This window comes from Bacillus cereus group sp. MYBK30-2 (genome assembly GCF_051915945.1).
Classification (GTDB): domain Bacteria; phylum Bacillota; class Bacilli; order Bacillales; family Bacillaceae_G; genus Bacillus_A; species Bacillus_A paramycoides.
Map to the genome: position 1 here is coordinate 1,204,091 of NZ_JBQAFR010000002.1, position 16,895 is coordinate 1,220,985.

The window sequence follows — 16,895 nt, forward strand, 5'->3', positions numbered from 1 at the left end:
GTGTAGGGAAATTGTCCATTATATTTTCACAACGACATTTTCGTCACCGACAATTTCACGAAGTGCTCCTAAACATTCTTCACTTGGATGAATTGATAAACTTCGAGATAATTGTACCATTTTATGTTCCTTTTCATAATAAATTAGTACTTTCGCAAAACCTGAATAGTCAAACAATGTTTTTGTAACTTGATTTACAAGCTTTTTTTCATACTGAGACGGCAATTTCACGTAAACAGACGCTTCTTTCATCTCTTCATAAACATCCATTTCTTCTAGCGGATATAGTCCATTCACAATCCATTGTAACTTATGATTTCTTTGCTCAATCGTGCCATCAACTAAAACAATTTCTCCTTCTTGTAGCCTGTTTGAAAAATGTATATATGTTTCCGGGAAAAGGACAGCTTCCATTTCATCATTTTGATCACAGAATGTAATAAACGCCATCTTTTGCAACTTTTTCGTACGAATAACTTTCACACTTGTTATATATACGATTGCCCTTTGTACTTTTTTCTTATGTCGCATCGCCTGAGCAAGAGATGGAATTTCTAATTCTTTTCCTAACTTCACATACTGCGCTGTCGGATAGCTAGATAGATAAAAACCGAGTGCTTCCTTCTCTTTATTTAACTGTTCAATAAAGGATAGCTCTTCTCCTTGTACGTATTTTGATTTCGGAACAGCATCTCCTAAATCACGTGCAAGATTTGCGTACTCTAACGCCCCTTTAAGACTTTTCCATAAAGTCGTCCTCGAAACACCAAAATCGTCAAAACATCCAGACCAGACGAAAGCCTCTAAATTTCGCTCTGTGACAAACTTTGATGGCATACGAAGACAAAATTCAAATAAATCTTCAAACATTTTGTTCTCTCGTTCCTCCAATAACGCCGTCACTGTAGCCATTCCGATATTCCGAATCGAAAGTAAACTATAACGAATCGCATTTCCTTCTATTTGGAAATTGTAACCACTTCTCTGAAGAGACGGCGGTAAGACGTGAAAACCTTTCCGCTTCGTTTCTCGTATATACTGCACAATCTTATCTTCATTACCAATTGCACTTGATAATAATGCTGTCATAAATTCCAGCGTATAATTGGCTTTTAAGTATGCAAGCTGATATCCGATCATACTGTAGGCTACAGCGTGACTTCGGTTAAAACCGTAATTCGCAAATCTTACAATTAAATCGTAAATTTGTTCTGATGATGTCTCGTCGTATCCATTTTTCAAACAACCTTGAACAAAATGTTTACGTTCTTGATCTAAAATATCACGATTCTTTTTACTCACTGCACGGCGCAGTAAATCCGCTTCTCCGAGCGAAAATCCAGCTAACTTCGATGCGATTTGCATAATTTGTTCTTGGTATACAATTACGCCGTATGTTCGTTCTAAAATCGGCTTTAAATCTGGATGTAAATATTCAATTCCTCTTTTTCCATGCTTCGATTCAATAAAGGTTGGAATTTGTTCCATCGGTCCTGGTCTGTATAACGAGTTAACAGCGACTATGTCTTCAAATTCATTCGGTTTTAACCCACGAAGTACATTTCGCATACCACCTGATTCAAGCTGGAATACACCTGTTGTATCCCCTCTCCCTAACAATTGAAACGTCTTTTCATCTTGAAGAGGTAGATTTCTTATATCAATTTGTTCCCCCGTTTTTTTAACGATAAACTTCATAATATTTTCAAGTAACGTTAAATTGCGTAAACCTAAAAAGTCCATCTTTAACAGGCCAAGTTCTTCTAATACATCAGCTGGATATTGCGTAACATAAACATCGTTATGCCCTTCTTGAATTGCTACACTTCCCGTTAACGGTTCTTGGCTCATAATAACGCCAGCTGCATGAATAGACGTATGCCGCGGTAATCCCTCTACACGTTTTGCAATTTCAAACACACGCTCATGCAAAAGGTTCCCTTGTATAAACTCACGGAGTGATTGTGATTCCTCATATGCATCTTTTAATGTTATACCAAGCTTTGATGGAATAAGTTTTGAAAATATGTCAATATCTCTTGGCGGTAGCCCCATTACACGAGCAATGTCTCTAATTGCAGCTTTTGCTGCAAGGGTTCCGAACGTTACAATTTGTGCAACACGAAGCTGACCATATTTATCTTTCACATATCGAATCATCTCATCACGTCTTATATCTGGAAAATCAATATCAATATCTGGAAGTGTCACACGTTCAGGATTTAAAAACCTTTCAAATAATAAGTCATATTCAATCGGATCAATATCTGTAATTTCCAATACGTAAGAAACGAGCGAACCAGCTGCTGAACCACGTCCTGGTCCTGTTAAAATATGATTTTCATGTGCATATTTCATAAAGTCCCATACGATGAGGAAATAATCACTAAATCCCATGCGGGAAATAACATTTAATTCATGATCCAAACGCTTTATATGCACTTCTTTCGGCACGCCATATCGTTTCTGCAAGCCTTCTTCACAAACACGGCGCAAGTACATATCACTCGTCTCGTTAGATGGAACAGGAAACTTAGGTAGTTGATTTACCTGGAAAGGAATCTCCACTTGGCAACGCTCCGCGATTTTTATTGTGTTTTGAATCGCTTCCTCAGTATGAGAAAATAGTGCTTCCATTTCATCCGACGACTTTAAATAATACTGATCCGTTTTCATCCTCGGCCTATCTGGATCAGTCATTTTCGTTCCACCCTCAACGGATAATAAACATTCATGAACAAGTGCATCGCTTTGATTAATGTAGCGCACATCATTTGTTGCAACGACTGGAACGTTTACCTTATTAATAAATTCAGGCAGTTTTTCTTGCAAAAGCAGTTCATCTTGAATCGCGTGATACTGTAAACTTATATAAAAATTGCCGAACATATTTTGATACGTGCGGGCTACTTCTTCAGCCTGACTCTCTTTGTCTTCTAATAATAACTGTTCAATTTCCCCATCTTTCCCTGGTGAAATCGCAATTAATCCTTTCGCATAATGAGCAAGCCATTTCTTCGGAATACCCTCTTTTGACTTCGTCATAATACTGCTAGAAATCTTTAATAAATTTTGATAGCCTATTTCATTCTCAGCGAGTAAGACGAGTGGATAAGACCTTTCTCCCTCTTCACTAAAAATAGAGGCTGTTAAGCCGATAATAGGCTGTATACCATTTTTCTTGCATGCTTTATAAAACGGAATAACTCCATACATGACATTTTCATCCGTAATGGCCAGCGATGAAAATCCAAGCTCTTTCGCCCGAATGACAAGCTCATCAATTTTACAAGCACTCTTTAATAAACTAAAAACGGTTTGACATTGTAAATGCACAAACTTCACTGTTGTACCCTCTCTTTACCTATTTGACTACTTTTATTATAGGTGATGAGGAAAGCGGAAATCAAAACATACTTCTCATACTTTGTCCATATATATGAAGAAGAAAGGGGAATGACGATGGATGTAAGAGAACATACTTTTTTCTCTCTGCTTATTATTAGTTACTTTATTGCCTTTGGAGTTATACTTGGTGGTTCATTAATTGGTGGATTTGGTGCATTTCTCATCGGAAAACCAGCTCTAACTTATATTAATCAATTTGCCCAAAATTTAAGGATTTGGGCACTCGTTGCAGCAATTGGCGGAACGTTCGATACCTTTTATAGCTTTGAAAGAAGCTTCTTTGGCGGAGATATGAAAGATATCGTAAAACAAATTCTCCTTATTTTTTTCGCAACTGGTGGTATGCAAACTGGTCTTATTATTATTAAATGGCTTACACAGGAACATGTATGAGAGTACCAAGTGCCAATACAGCAAAAAGGTGGTATTTAGTTTTAGCTGGTGCTGCTGTTGGAGGGGTTTTGAGCTGGTTTATTTTTTTGTACATATACGGTGTTTTCCAGCAAGAACAAGCTAGTAAAATAGCAGAACAAAAAGAAATTATAGAAAAGCAAGAAGCAAAACTCCACGTCCTTCTCGAAGATCAAGAGAAATTGAATACGGAAAATAAGCGGCTCTTAACAATTCAAGAAATCAAAATAAAAATTATAAATCGAGAAAAATATGACTTAGACAACCTTACACTCGAAAATATGACCACTTCTATCCATAACGATCTCCAACATCTTTTAACGAAAAACATTCAAAGCATCGCCAAAAATAAAGACCTACTCAAAAAGGTAATCGAAAATAAAACGTACAAACATTACGATCGTATATATCGCTTCAAAGTAGACACAGTCTCTTTTGATACCGTACTTGAAATTAGTATTGATATAGAGAAAGAAAAATAAACGAAAAGAAGGAGGGCTTCTACGCCTCTCCTTCTTTTCGTTTTAACATATAAGCTCTTATCTGCACAGCTCACGTAAATCAGCAAAAAGACGATCCGCTTCTTCCCAAGAAGATGCTTTTGCACCAGAAGCCATCGGATGTCCTCCACCGTTATATTGCATTGCTAATTTATTAATAACCGGTCCTTTTGAACGAAGACGAACACGAATAACATCGTCTTCCTCTAAAAATAGAACCCACGCCTTTAATCCATCAATATTACCAAGCGCTCCGACAACACCAGATGCTTCAGAAGGAAGTACATCAAACTTTTCTAATACCTCTTTCGTTAATTTAATGTACGCTGCTCCTTCTTCTACCATCGTAAAGTTTTGTAAAATATAACCGTTTAAACGAGCAATCTTTTCTTTTGTCTTATACATTTCGTTGTATAAATCCGTAAATTTAACTTCCATTTCGACAAGCTCACTTACGTAACGAAGCGTTTTTGCTGTTGTATTTGGGAATAAGAAGCGGCCTGTATCTCCAACAATACCTGCTAAAATAAGGCGAGCTGCTTCCTTTGGAATCGTTAATCCTTTATCTTTTCCATAAGAATAAAACTCATAAATAAGCTCACTTGTAGAGCTTGCTGTCGTATCCACCCACGTAATATCTCCGTACGGATCTTCATTTGGATGATGATCAATTTTAATTAACATCTTTCCTTTTGTATAACGCTGATCACAAACACGCTCTTGATTTGCTGTATCACAAACGATAACAAGTGCATCTTCATATACACTATCTTCAATATCATCCATTACTCGTAAAAACGATAAAGAAGGCTCGTTGTACCCAACCATATAAATATTTTTCTCTGGAAACGATTCTTGCAAAATTGTACCAAGTCCGCACTGAGAACCTAACGCATCTGGATCCGGACGCACATGACGATGAATAATAATTGTATCGAACTCTTTAATTGCTCCTAAAATTTGTTCATGCATATGTATAATCTCCTTTTCATTCAACTTCTTCACTTTATCCCGCATTAACGTGCAGTAAAACTCCCACCTCAAAATACATTGAAACTAATGAGACAAAGTTAAGCGGCAGATCAACTGCACGTAAACGCCCAATTCGTTCAACTAATAATTAGTGTGGGGGGGAAATATCCCCACACTAATTAAAGTTTCACTTTATCCTCCATTATAGCGGAAAATATTTCATACATGCGAACAATTGCTTTATAATAAAAGTTAGAAAGTTTAGATATTTCTTTATTCTCCACTATTTTATATAAAGCGATGGGAGTGTGCATTATGCCAGTTTTAGTCTTCTGTATTATCGTCTCATTTATGTTGTATCTCTTCTATAAAACAAAATTCTTTCGTACAAACCGTCCAATGGAGAAAGGTTGGCTCTCAGGGAAATCCGCTATGGCACTCGGCTTATTCGTCCTATTCTTTGGGATAAACCAATTTTTTTTAGAGCTTTCAACTGCCCGCATCATCGTTGGCGTTTTGTTTATTTTATTTGGCACTGCGAGTACATTTAATGGATTCCGCCAATATAAACATTTTCTACCATTAGCAGTAAAAGAAGCTGAATCTTATAAAACAACGTAAAAAAGCATCAATATTGTGATGCTTTTTTACGTCCCTTAATCTTCAAAATCATACTTGCAACAAACGCAGAAGGTATATTAAATAGATTGCCTTGTACGTGAAAATGTAATTGTTCTTCTTCAAAGGACATCTGTTTGTACAGTTCTTGCTGAGATAATCCTGTTCGTTTCTTTTTTTCATTTAATCCTTGTAAATATAAGTATTGAATTGGTATCATCACAAGAAAATAAAAGAGTGCGATACCACCAAAAAAGAGTAATTCTGATGACATATTGCATCCCCCTTCCGACATCCATTATCTTACAATCCAATTATAACATAGTATATAATCTAAAAGAATCAATATTCTGTCACTTCTCATTATATAATCATCTCTCCGCATAGCTCTTCTGTTAAAAATCCCCACACCTTTATTAATAACTTTAAAACCCAATAAAACAAAAAAGATGGAACAAATCAAAGCGATTTGTTCCATTTTTTTATTTATCGATCAATTGCACCATAAGCAATGCTTTTCCAACAACATTACCTTCATGATGCACTTCTACATCAACCTTACCAAATTTACGCCCAATTTCTAATACTTTCGGATGAACTGATACAACATTATCAATTTGAACTGGCTTTACGAAATAAATGGTTAAATTCTCAACAATTAAGTCACTCTTCTTCTGCGCACGAATGACGCGATTCGTTGCTTCTGTCACAATCGTTGCGAATACGCCGTAAGATAACGTCCCGATTGAATTGGTCATTTGTGGTGTCACTGAAAATTGGTATAGATGCTCATTTTTTGCTTCTTTCGGAGTCATAAATTGATTCGTTACAATATCATCAATTGTTTCACCAACTTGCGGTTGACGCTGAATCATTTGCAGCGCCTGAAGTACATCTTGGCGGCTAATAATTCCTTGTAATTTATTTCCTTCGTCAACAACAGGAAGTAACTCAATACCTTCCCACACCATCATACGTGCCGCAGCTGCGACAGACATTTTTCCATTTACCGTAATTGGATGCTTTGTCATTACTTTATCAATTGGTGTTTCTTTCACAACACCAATCATATCTTTGGAAGTTACGATACCTAACACCTTTTTATTTTCATCAACAATTGGATAACGTCCATGCATCGTCTCTTCATTATAGGCATGCCATTGCTGTACTGTATCACTTGGCTTTAAATATAACGTTTCTTCAATTGGTGTTAAAATATCTTCAACGAGTACAATTTCTTTCTTAATAAGCTGATCATAAATAGCACGGTTAATTAACGTTGCGACCGTAAATGTATCATAGCTACTCGAAATTATCGGTAGCTTTAACTCGTCTGCTAATTTCTTCACATGATCTTCCGTATCAAATCCACCCGTAATTAACACCGCAGCTCCAGCTTCTAATGCTAATTGATGTGCGTTCGTACGGTTACCGATAATAAGTAAGTTCCCTGCTTCTGTATAGCGCATCATCGCTTCTAATTTCATAGCCCCGATTACGAATTTATTTAATGTTTTATGTAGTCCGTCTCTGCCTCCAAGCACTTGACCATCGACAATGTTAACGACTTCTGCATATGTCAGTTTTTCAATATTCTCTTTCTTCTTTTGTTCAATTCGAATTGTTCCGACACGTTCAATTGTACTAACATATCCTTTATTTTCTGCATCTTTAATTGCTCTGTAAGCTGTCCCTTCACTTACACCTAAATCTTTCGCAATTTGCCTCACAGAAATTTTATGCCCTACTGGCAGGCTATTAATATGTTCTAAAATTTGATTATGTTTGGTAGCCAAATGGTTTCACCATACTTTCTTTTCCCTAAATTCTTCATGTGTTGTATTTTCAGTATACTATATTTTCAAAACTGTTACACACTCTCTTTGTATATCTGTACTATTTTTTTTATAACAAAATGCTCCTTACATTACACCAATCATTCCATTACAACAATGTAATGGTATTGTCATCTCGTTCGATAGTTTGTCCACACGCTTCCATATACAATTAAGACAAGAAATGAAACAAAGGAGCGAATAAATGATGAAAAAATTTTTAGAGGTTGTAGGTGCTGTATTTTTAGCTTTCGTAGATGGAAAAAAGGTTGCAATGGAATTGAATGAAACACCGGAACAGCCACTCCCAAAAAGAAAAGAATCACCAAAACAAGCGCAAACTTTAAAAGCTGTGCTACACACGTAAAAAACCCTTCACTTGTCTGTTCAAATGAAGGGTTTCTTTTTTATAGTGTAATACTTTCTCCAGCTTCTAATACTTTCCCTGTACAATTTTGTAGTTTTTCTACAAATTGATAAGGGTCTTGTTCAATAACTGGGAACGTATTGTAATGCATCGGTACAACTGTTTTCGCACCTACCCATTTTGCAGCTAAAACAGCATCTTCTGGCCCCATTGTAAAATTATCACCAATTGGTAAAAATGCTAGATCAACGTTATTAAGTTCTCCAATTAACTTCATATCAGAGAATAAAGCAGTATCTCCTGCATGATATACAGTTTTCTCCTCTGCCGTAAACAAAATACCAGCTGGCATACCTGTATATGTAATTGTTTTATTTTCTTCATCAATATAACTAGAACCGTGGAATGCTTGCGTAAATTTCACTTTACCGAAGTTAAATTCGTGTGAACCTCCAATATGCATTGGATGTGTATTTACACCTTGCCATCCTAAAAATGTCGCTAGTTCAAACGGTGCCACAACGACCGCATTATTTTTCTTTGCTAACGCTACTGTATCGCCGACATGATCACCGTGTCCGTGCGATAAAATAATCGCATCAACTTTTACATCTTCCGCCTTTAAATCTGTTTTCGGATTCCCCGTTAAAAATGGGTCAATTAAAATAACTTTTCCATTCGTTTCAATCTTTACAACTGAATGCCCGTGATAAGATACTTTCATCATTCCATTCCTCCCCTATTCACATTCACACTTTTTATTCTACACGATTTCTTAATTCCCTGTCTTTTCTAACATCTATTTACTTGTCATAACGCTTTCATCCGATGTAAAGTTATATTTGTAATTAAATATCTCGGGGGTGCCTATCGATGAATGCTAGATTAGAAAATTTAATGCAATGGCTAAAAGAAAAAAACGTAGAAGCTGCGTTCTTAACTTCTACACCAAACGTCTTCTACATGACAAACTTCCACTGCGAACCACATGAAAGACTACTTGGTATGTTTGTATTCCAAGAAAAAGAGCCTATTTTAATTTGTCCTAAAATGGAAGAAGGCCAAGCGCGTAACGCTGGCTGGGCACATGAAATTATCGGATTTACTGATACTGACAAACCATGGGATATGATTGCAAAAGCAATTAAAGATCGTGGTATTGATGCAAATGCAGTTGCAATTGAAAAAGAACATTTAAACGTAGAGCGCTACGAAGAGTTAACGAAATTATTCCCGAAAGCGGCTTTCAGATCAGCTGAAGAGAAAGTTCGCGAGCTTCGCCTAATTAAAGATGAAAAAGAACTTTCTATTTTACGTGAAGCAGCTAAAATGGCAGACTATGCTGTTGAAGTTGGTGTAAATGCAATTAAAGAAAATCGCAGCGAGCTAGAAGTATTAGCAATTATTGAGCATGAATTAAAAACAAAAGGCATCCATAAAATGTCATTTGATACGATGGTATTAGCAGGTGCAAACTCTGCTCTTCCACACGGTATTCCAGGTGCAAACAAAATGAAACGCGGCGATTTCGTACTATTTGATTTAGGTGTAATCATTGACGGTTACTGCTCTGATATTACACGTACAGTAGCATTTGGTGATATTTCTGAAGAACAAACTCGCATTTACAACACTGTACTTGCTGGACAACTACAAGCAGTTGAAGCATGTAAACCAGGCGTTACACTTGGCGCGATCGACAACGCTGCTCGCTCTGTCATCGCAGATGCAGGTTACGGAGACTTCTTCCCACACCGCCTTGGTCACGGACTTGGAATTAGCGTACACGAATATCCAGATGTAAAAGAAGGCAACGATTCTCTATTAAAAGAAGGTATGGTCTTCACAATCGAACCAGGTATTTACGTACCAAACGTAGGTGGCGTTCGTATTGAAGATGATATTTACATCACAAAAGACGGATCAGAAATTTTAACGAAATTCCCGAAAGAATTACAATTTGTGAAATAATAAAAAAAGGTAGCTTGATCGCTACCTTTTTATTAAAGAAGGCTCCTTAAAAAGTGCCTTCTTCTATCTCACTAATATTTATTTGAAATTTCACGATCCAAACTGAGAAGAGGTGGACAAGAAACGCAATCACCATACATGCTCCACTTAAAAAAGTTAATATAGGATGCGAATACACGTGCCCTAAACCATAGGATATCCCCACGAAAAACATTGTTATGTAAATATAAATTGCTCCATGTATTTGCCTCATATAAACCTCCTTTTCCCATATTATAACACAAGTTTTCTGATTATTCACATTAATTAGTTGTAATCAATATTTCTCAACTGTTACACCTCTTACAGCGGCCTTAATATATGGTGACCCTTGTAAACTTTGTAAATCCTCTGTTTTTCCGGTTACGACTACTCCGTATATTGGTAGGTCTTTTGGTTTGGTGTTTTTTTATTTCTTTTTATAGTATTGTTCAAAATAATCACTTGGTATACCTTCACTATTTTTTGCTAAAGACTTCATTTGGTACAGAAACTCTTTTGAGTATATTGTTAAATCGTTTTTCACACCTTCTTTTACTTTTGCATAACTCCCTTCAAATCCAAAAACATTTATAGCCATTTTTAGGATCTTTTAACCCTGTATCAGCACTAAAGTTTTATACAATGTATCTTGCACTATATCTTTCGCTTCTTTTCTATTTGCTCCAATTTTAATTAAGTATCCAAACACAACTTTTCTAAAAAAATTTTCATAATAAAAAGCACATCTGTTTTAATGTGCTTCTCACATATATTTTAATTTTCCAACATACAAATCAATTTTTTTGAAACAAAAACTTCCACTCTTTTAAAAGGTATATTCTCATAATATCGTTATGATTTAGTTGTCATAATAATTGAACGTGGATAAAATCCCAACTTTTGATAAAACGATACAGCTTCATTTCCGTACACTACCGTTAATTCAATTTCATCTATTTGTTGTTCTTTAAACCATTCCACTGCACTATTCATTAATTTCAAACCGAGTCCGTTTCTTCGATATTTTTCATCAACAAATAGAACCTCAATCTTCCCGCTTATTTTTTTACTATATGCTATACAAAATCCTAATATATTATCTGTTTCTGAATCAATTAATAATTCAATTCTGTATTCCCCATACTTTGAATTCCTTTTATACTCTTCAATACGTTCCTCAAATGTAATTCTTGGATAATCACCAGAAAAATATTTTGATTTACTGTTATGATATTCATGCAATTTATCTAAGGAGTCTCTTATTATCTCTATTTCATCGAGAGTGATATATTTATTACTAATTCTCATCCTACAGCATCTCCAATAATATATATTGCCGCAAAAAAGAAGACGGTTTTATCTTTTGCAAAATACTACTCTATTTTTCCATCGCTTCTTTCACAACATCTTGAATCATAACAACTTCCGTCTTCATATCGACAGCTGGATCATCCTCATCAATACATTCATACCAAAACTCTAAATGTTTTTTATCAACTTCATGATGAGAATTTTCGACAAGAGTACCACCTTCTCCTTGCACAGAATACCAATATAAGTACTCTTCTCCATCTCTTATTTCCCGGAAAATTGTCTCTACATACATTTTTTCGTCGTTTAATGTCAAAAGCACTTCTTTCATATTGTCATTAAGAAGCTGCATCCATTCATCTACACGATAACTTTTACCTTTCTTCACCTTAAATCTCGTTAATTCCACATTCATTTTTATTCCCCCGTTCTCTTACGCACAAATAGATCATATTCTACTGGATTATGAAAACTTATTTTACTAGCTAACTTTTGCGAAGGAATATTATCCACATTACAATCCCAGCACGGTGTAATATGATTTTGTATACAATGTTCAATGAAACTTGTTGCGACAACTTTAGCTAATCCTTTCCCTTGATATGCTTCATGCGTAGCAATATCAATTTCAGCAAAACCATTCCCGCTAAATATTGAGACGCATTCAGCTATGATTATCCCATCTTGTTCTATACAAAAACCAAAGCCACTATTTAAAAACGCTTCTTTTGATCCCCAATATTCTTTGTAATATTCCTCTGTAAATTCATTACTTCTTTCTATATTGCTTTTATCAATACGCTTAACTTCATATGTATTTTTGTTAAAATCTTGTTTTCTTTCTTCAAGAACTTCTCTTTGAAATTGAAATGTCATTCTTGGAATTTTCCGGAGTACATTACTAAAACGCTCTTCAATAATCATTTCCCACTCTTTACTCGAAGTGAACAGTGTAAATCGTTTCTCTGTTTTTTCAATAGCTGTTTCAATATATGAAACTAAATCTTCGGTAAAACTTCGGTCATAAGTGTCGCCAAACAAATAATAAATGCCGTTAGCTGTAACGATTAGTCCTGCTGTTAATTTCTCATTTATAAAAATTTCACCATCTATGATTTGATCACAAACTGCATACGCAAAAGTTGTTGTTCGTTGATTCCCTTCTAAAAGCGGAATTACTTTATCGTATTCCTCAATCTCTAACCTTCTCATACGACCTCCACAATTACTGTATCCGCCTCTACATTTTCAAAACAAAGATTTACCGTTCTCTTCAACGCTCTCGTTCTATGAATTGTACCTGCTGGAATTAAAATAGAATCATTTGGCTTTAAAACTGCCGTCTCTCTATCTTGAAAATCGATCAGTAATTCTCCCTCTAACACAATGAATAATTCATCCGAATTAGAATGATAGTGCCAATCATATTCACCAGTAAATACAGCAATTCGTAAACAATGACTATTTACATTTGAAACGACGAAGTTCTTATGTTGGTCTTTAATATCTTTTGTTAACTCTAATAGATTTACTGTTTCCATAGTTCTCCCCACCCAATCCCCTCTATCGACTTTCACTTTCCGTTTAATTCCAAATTATCACAAAAATATACATTGTAACAAGCAATATCTCTCGTAAAGTTTTGTTCACTTTTTGTAAAGTTTTATTTACATTTTACCTAAAAATGGATATAGTGAATGTAACAAATTTACAAAAAGGAGACTTTGTATATTTGATACAAAATAAAGTAAAACAATTCCGCGTCGTTAGAGACATCACTCAAGAGCAATTAGCTTCCGCTGTTAATATCACTCGTCAATCCCTCATCGCCATCGAGAAAAATAAATACAACCCAAGTTTAGAATTAGCATTGAAATTATGTGAGTTTTTCAACTGTAAAGTAGAAGATTTATTTCAATTAGATAAAACTGGGGAGGAAAAATAATGAAAAATACTTTAAATCAAGAATTCATTTCGAATCTTACCATTTTATTGTTAGGTTCAACTTTTCTTTATTTCAATAGTAATGATGAAGAAAAGATTCGCTCTGTCCTTCTATTCGCTGGCGTATACATACTCTTAGCCTTGATACTATTAGTAGTGAAACGAATATTCTTTAAGAAAAAAAAGAACGATGCCGAGAGATATCCATTACCTGAGATTGATGAAAGAATCGAGAAGATGAGTTTAAAACTTATGGCGCAAATTTTCGGTCTCTCTCATTTAATCGGCTCTGCGATACTATTTATTTTATATATCACTGATAAAAATTCGATGATACGAGTTGAGTATGCCTTGTATTACTTGTTTGGAATTCTTTTCTTCACAATGATGTTCGGCTTGAAAATTGTGAAGAAATTAGATAATTAGTTTAAACAAAAAGACCCTTCCTACAAAGGAAAGGTCTTTATTTTATTTCTATTATGATAAAGCAGGAGCTTTTTCAAGAAGTTCTTTTGCATCAGCATATTGTAAGCCGTGCGCTTCTGCAACTGCTTCGAATGTTACATATCCATCTAATGTGTTAATACCTTTTAGTAATGCAGAGTTGCCTAAGCAAGCATCTTTGTAGCCTTTGTTAGCAATTTGTACTGCATATGGTACTGTTACGTTTGTTAACGCAAGAGTTGATGTGCGTGGAACCGCACCTGGCATGTTTGCAACTGCATAGTGAACAACACCATGTTTTTCATAAGTTGGGTTGTCGTGAGTTGTAATACGGTCAGTTGTTTCGAAAATACCACCTTGGTCAATCGCGATATCTACAACGACAGAACCTGGTTCCATTGATTTAATCATTTCTTCTGTTACAAGTTTTGGTGCTTTTGCACCTGGAATTAATACTGCACCGATTACAAGATCAGATTCTCTAACAGCTTCTGCAATGTTGTATGGGTTAGACATTAACGTTTTTACTTGATTACCAAAAATATCATCTAATTGACGAAGACGTTCTGCACTCAAGTCAATGATTGTTACATCTGCACCTAAACCAACTGCAATTTTTGCTGCGTTTGTACCAGCTTGACCACCGCCGACAATTGTTACTTTACCGCGTTTAACCCCTGGAACACCTGCAAGTAAAATACCTTTACCGCCTTTGTTTTTCTCAAGGAATTGTGCACCGATTTGCGCAGCCATACGGCCTGCAACTTCACTCATTGGTGCAAGTAATGGTAAAGAACGATTCTCTAATTGTACTGTTTCGTATGCAATTGATACAACTTTGTTATCAATTAATGCTTTTGTTAATTCTGGCTCTGGAGCTAAATGTAAGTATGTGAATAAAATTAAACCTTCGCGGAAATAACCGTATTCACTTTCAACTGGCTCTTTTACCTTCATAACCATATCTTGATTCCATGCTTCTTCAGCAGTTTCAACAAGTTTCGCACCAGCTTGTACGTATTCTTCATCTGTAAAGCCTGATCCTACACCTGATCCTTTTTGAACAAAAACTTCATGACCATTTTGTACTAAATGTACAGCTCCCGCTGGCGTCATTGCCACACGGTTTTCATTGTTTTTAATTTCTGTTGGAATACCGATACGCATTATTAGTTCCCCCTTGAGTTATGAAATGACCCCTGAATCATTTTTTAAAGCGCTTTCTACGCTCTTATATTTTAACATAATATCTCAATATTTGACAAAAAATAATACAAGTTTTCCGATAGAATTTCTTCCACATAAAAGGACAGTATGATTCTTATATATGAAAATCACCTGTCCAATTACTACAACTACTCATTATTTAAGATGTTTATGGATAACATCAACCGCACCTGTTACTTCAATAATTGTACCGGTAATCATATCTGAATCTTCCTCACATAAAAACGAAATAGTTCTTGCGATATCTTCACCTGTTCCGGATCTACCAATTGGTGTGTTACTATCTTTTAGCTTTCGTGCTTCTTGAATCGTCGCTTCTTTCATTTCACCAATTATATCACCAGGACAAACCATGTTCGCAGTAATACCATATTCCGCTTCTTCGTAAGCTACTGTTTTCGTTAATGAAACAAGCCCTACTTTCGCAGCTGCAAAGGCTGAACGATAAATCCATCCAGGCGCGCTATCTGCTCCTTGAAAACCGTAGTTAATAATACGACCAAATTTCTGTTTTCTCATAATCGGCACGACAAGTTTTAATAAATGAAACACCGCTGTTAAATTACCTTGGATCATTTCATTCCATTCGTCTTCTTCGTAATCGACTAATTTTTTCCGTTCAAATACATACGGACCAGCATTATTAATCAAAAAGTCAATTTTGCCAAAACGGCTCATCGCTTCTTCTACTATTTTATGTAAATCTTCCTTTTTCGTGACATCAGCTTGCACGAACTGTAGACGTTCTTCCATATTTTTATAAGTTTCTTTCATTATTTCCATAGCACATATATCACTATGATACGTTACTGTTACTGAATATCCTTTAGCCAATAACTTTTCTGTTACTTGCTTTCCTAAACCTTTCGTACCGGCTGTAATGAGCGCGTGTCTCACAAAACTGCCTCCTTTTAAATTGCTATACTTCATATGTAACAAGTTCTCGCTCCAATTACAACTAAAATGAACTAAAACAGAGTTTTCGAAATTCTGTAACGTTTTAGCAAGCACATTACCATAATTTGTTTTATAATTAAGTTGTAAACGGTTATAAAAATGAATTGGGAGGAATCTACTATGAATAATACATATACAAATATTTTAATTGCAGTGGACGGTTCCAAAGAAGCAGAAAAAGCCTTTAAGAAAGCAATTCAAGTCGCAAAACGAAACAATGCAACATTAACAATTGCTCATATCGTTGATGTGAAAGCATATTCCGCAGTAGAGGCTTATAGCCGCGCTATTGCTGAGCGTGCAAACCTCTTTGCAGAAGACTTATTAGAAGACTACAAAAAGACTGCGGTTGAAGCTGGTCTTGAAAAAGTGGAAACTGTATTAGAATTTGGTAATCCAAAATCTAAAATCTCAAAAGAAATTGCCCCAACACATAAAGTGGATTTAATTATGTGCGGTGCAACTGGTTTAAATGCTGTAGAACGTTTCCTAATTGGTAGCGTCTCTGAACATATTATTCGCTATGCGAAATGCGATGTCCTTGTTGTTCGTGGTGATGAGGAGCAAGGTGATCTTTAATTTATAAAAATAAATAGGGTAGGTAAGAGGAAACCTCTTACCTACCCTATTTTTATTTATACTTTAGGAATTCGATAATCTGGATTATGTTGTTCCCAACCACCTTTGTTCCCCAAGTTTCTTTATTTCCTCTTCTATTCTCTTACTCGCTAGTTCTCTCGCTTCTTCTTAAATAGGATTTTCTTCTTCCCCTCTAAACTCTTCACCTAATATATGTAATTCTTTCTATATAGTATCGTTGAGTTCAGACACAAAAAAGGTTATCTTTCCATACGGTGTGTATGGAAAGATAACCTTTTTTGTCGGATTTTACTCATTTCCTTAACTTGA

The 16,895-nt window shown here is 35.5% G+C and carries 20 protein-coding genes and 2 pseudogenes; 8 read left to right on the forward strand and 14 right to left on the reverse strand.

The annotated features are described in order from the left end of the window. Window positions 1-18: 18 nt before the first annotated feature. Window positions 19-3,345 carry a DNA polymerase III subunit alpha gene (gene dnaE / locus ACTFQM_RS17840; RefSeq protein ID WP_440035431.1) on the reverse strand — a complete coding sequence of 1,109 codons (3,327 nt, stop codon included), beginning with the start codon at window positions 3,343-3,345 and terminating at the stop codon, window positions 19-21. A 42-nt stretch (window positions 3,346-3,387) separates the two neighbouring features. Between dnaE and ACTFQM_RS17845 the strand changes: the two genes are divergently transcribed. After that, on the forward strand, window positions 3,388-3,801 hold the full coding sequence (locus tag ACTFQM_RS17845; RefSeq protein ID WP_002034291.1) for a YtrH family sporulation protein: 414 nt from the start codon (window positions 3,388-3,390) through the stop codon (window positions 3,799-3,801). Continuing rightward, window positions 3,798-4,301: a sporulation membrane protein YtrI gene (gene ytrI, locus ACTFQM_RS17850; RefSeq protein ID WP_002173728.1), complete on the forward strand. Its 504-nt coding sequence runs from the start codon at window positions 3,798-3,800 to the stop codon at window positions 4,299-4,301. The genes ACTFQM_RS17845 and ytrI overlap by 4 nt, the downstream gene beginning before the upstream one ends. 57 nt (window positions 4,302-4,358) lie before the next feature. Here ytrI and ACTFQM_RS17855 read toward each other — a convergent pair whose 3' ends face one another. Continuing rightward, window positions 4,359-5,291, reverse strand: coding sequence for a DHH family phosphoesterase (locus ACTFQM_RS17855; RefSeq protein WP_440035433.1), 933 nt, complete (start codon window positions 5,289-5,291; stop codon window positions 4,359-4,361). Between the two features lie 315 nt (window positions 5,292-5,606). Here ACTFQM_RS17855 and ACTFQM_RS17860 point away from each other — a divergent pair, with 315 nt between their 5' ends. Beyond that, a complete protein-coding gene (locus ACTFQM_RS17860; RefSeq protein WP_002173730.1) occupies window positions 5,607-5,912 on the forward strand; it encodes a YtpI family protein in 306 nt (101 codons plus the stop codon). 7 nt (window positions 5,913-5,919) lie between these two features. Here the strand turns inward: ACTFQM_RS17860 and ACTFQM_RS17865 are convergent, their stop codons facing one another. Both ACTFQM_RS17865 and ACTFQM_RS17870 read right to left on the reverse strand, forming a co-directional pair. Then, window positions 5,920-6,183: a DUF3949 domain-containing protein gene (locus ACTFQM_RS17865; protein ID WP_025147574.1), complete on the reverse strand. Its 264-nt coding sequence runs from the start codon at window positions 6,181-6,183 to the stop codon at window positions 5,920-5,922. 208 nt (window positions 6,184-6,391) lie between these two features. Beyond that, window positions 6,392-7,705 (reverse strand): CBS domain-containing protein, encoded by a 1,314-nt coding sequence (locus ACTFQM_RS17870; protein ID WP_002173733.1) that lies wholly within the window; start codon window positions 7,703-7,705, stop codon window positions 6,392-6,394. A gap of 244 nt (window positions 7,706-7,949) precedes the next feature. Here ACTFQM_RS17870 and ACTFQM_RS17875 point away from each other — a divergent pair, with 244 nt between their 5' ends. Next, window positions 7,950-8,111 carry a hypothetical protein gene (locus ACTFQM_RS17875; protein ID WP_002122994.1) on the forward strand — a complete coding sequence of 54 codons (162 nt, stop codon included), beginning with the start codon at window positions 7,950-7,952 and terminating at the stop codon, window positions 8,109-8,111. Between the two features lie 40 nt (window positions 8,112-8,151). On the opposite strand, the gene ACTFQM_RS17880 is transcribed toward ACTFQM_RS17875, so the two are convergent. Next, complete coding sequence (locus tag ACTFQM_RS17880; RefSeq protein ID WP_025147575.1) at window positions 8,152-8,835, reverse strand: metal-dependent hydrolase; 684 nt, start codon at window positions 8,833-8,835, stop codon at window positions 8,152-8,154. Between the two features lie 149 nt (window positions 8,836-8,984). Between ACTFQM_RS17880 and pepQ the strand changes: the two genes are divergently transcribed. Further along, a complete protein-coding gene (gene pepQ, locus ACTFQM_RS17885; protein ID WP_440035436.1) occupies window positions 8,985-10,082 on the forward strand; it encodes a Xaa-Pro dipeptidase in 1,098 nt (365 codons plus the stop codon). Between the two features lie 46 nt (window positions 10,083-10,128). Here the strand turns inward: pepQ and ACTFQM_RS17890 are convergent, their stop codons facing one another. From ACTFQM_RS17890 to ACTFQM_RS17920, 7 genes and pseudogenes are all read right to left on the reverse strand, one after another. Continuing rightward, a complete protein-coding gene (locus ACTFQM_RS17890; protein WP_002173739.1) occupies window positions 10,129-10,335 on the reverse strand; it encodes a hypothetical protein in 207 nt (68 codons plus the stop codon). A 63-nt stretch (window positions 10,336-10,398) separates the two neighbouring features. Then, a pseudogene (locus ACTFQM_RS17895) lies at window positions 10,399-10,704 on the reverse strand (anti sigma factor C-terminal domain-containing protein); the annotation flags it as partial. 15 nt (window positions 10,705-10,719) lie between these two features. Continuing rightward, window positions 10,720-10,812: pseudogene (locus ACTFQM_RS17900) on the reverse strand (RNA polymerase sigma factor); the annotation flags it as partial. A 143-nt stretch (window positions 10,813-10,955) separates the two neighbouring features. Then, window positions 10,956-11,411, reverse strand: a complete 456-nt coding sequence (locus ACTFQM_RS17905) for a GNAT family N-acetyltransferase (RefSeq protein ID WP_427286872.1) — start codon at window positions 11,409-11,411, stop codon at window positions 10,956-10,958. Window positions 11,412-11,481: 70 nt separating this feature from the next. Beyond that, complete coding sequence (locus tag ACTFQM_RS17910) at window positions 11,482-11,829, reverse strand: DUF6176 family protein (protein WP_440035438.1); 348 nt, start codon at window positions 11,827-11,829, stop codon at window positions 11,482-11,484. A 2-nt stretch (window positions 11,830-11,831) separates the two neighbouring features. Beyond that, window positions 11,832-12,626, reverse strand: a complete 795-nt coding sequence (locus ACTFQM_RS17915) for a GNAT family N-acetyltransferase (protein WP_440035439.1) — start codon at window positions 12,624-12,626, stop codon at window positions 11,832-11,834. Next, on the reverse strand, window positions 12,623-12,955 hold the full coding sequence (locus ACTFQM_RS17920) for a cupin domain-containing protein (protein WP_025147582.1): 333 nt from the start codon (window positions 12,953-12,955) through the stop codon (window positions 12,623-12,625). The genes ACTFQM_RS17915 and ACTFQM_RS17920 overlap by 4 nt, the downstream gene beginning before the upstream one ends. 143 nt (window positions 12,956-13,098) lie before the next feature. Here ACTFQM_RS17920 and ACTFQM_RS17925 point away from each other — a divergent pair, with 143 nt between their 5' ends. Beyond that, window positions 13,099-13,359 (forward strand): helix-turn-helix transcriptional regulator, encoded by a 261-nt coding sequence (locus tag ACTFQM_RS17925; RefSeq protein WP_440035441.1) that lies wholly within the window; start codon window positions 13,099-13,101, stop codon window positions 13,357-13,359. After that, window positions 13,359-13,784, forward strand: a complete 426-nt coding sequence (locus tag ACTFQM_RS17930; RefSeq protein ID WP_440035444.1) for a hypothetical protein — start codon at window positions 13,359-13,361, stop codon at window positions 13,782-13,784. Before ACTFQM_RS17925 ends, ACTFQM_RS17930 begins: the two co-directional genes overlap by 1 nt. 51 nt (window positions 13,785-13,835) lie before the next feature. Here the strand turns inward: ACTFQM_RS17930 and ald are convergent, their stop codons facing one another. Next, window positions 13,836-14,969: an alanine dehydrogenase gene (gene ald / locus ACTFQM_RS17935; protein WP_327915975.1), complete on the reverse strand. Its 1,134-nt coding sequence runs from the start codon at window positions 14,967-14,969 to the stop codon at window positions 13,836-13,838. A 195-nt stretch (window positions 14,970-15,164) separates the two neighbouring features. Continuing rightward, a complete protein-coding gene (locus ACTFQM_RS17940) occupies window positions 15,165-15,959 on the reverse strand; it encodes an SDR family oxidoreductase (RefSeq protein ID WP_440035827.1) in 795 nt (264 codons plus the stop codon). 147 nt (window positions 15,960-16,106) lie between these two features. Here ACTFQM_RS17940 and ACTFQM_RS17945 point away from each other — a divergent pair, with 147 nt between their 5' ends. After that, window positions 16,107-16,565, forward strand: a complete 459-nt coding sequence (locus tag ACTFQM_RS17945) for a universal stress protein (protein WP_071718455.1) — start codon at window positions 16,107-16,109, stop codon at window positions 16,563-16,565. The last annotated feature ends 330 nt before the right edge of the window (window positions 16,566-16,895 follow it).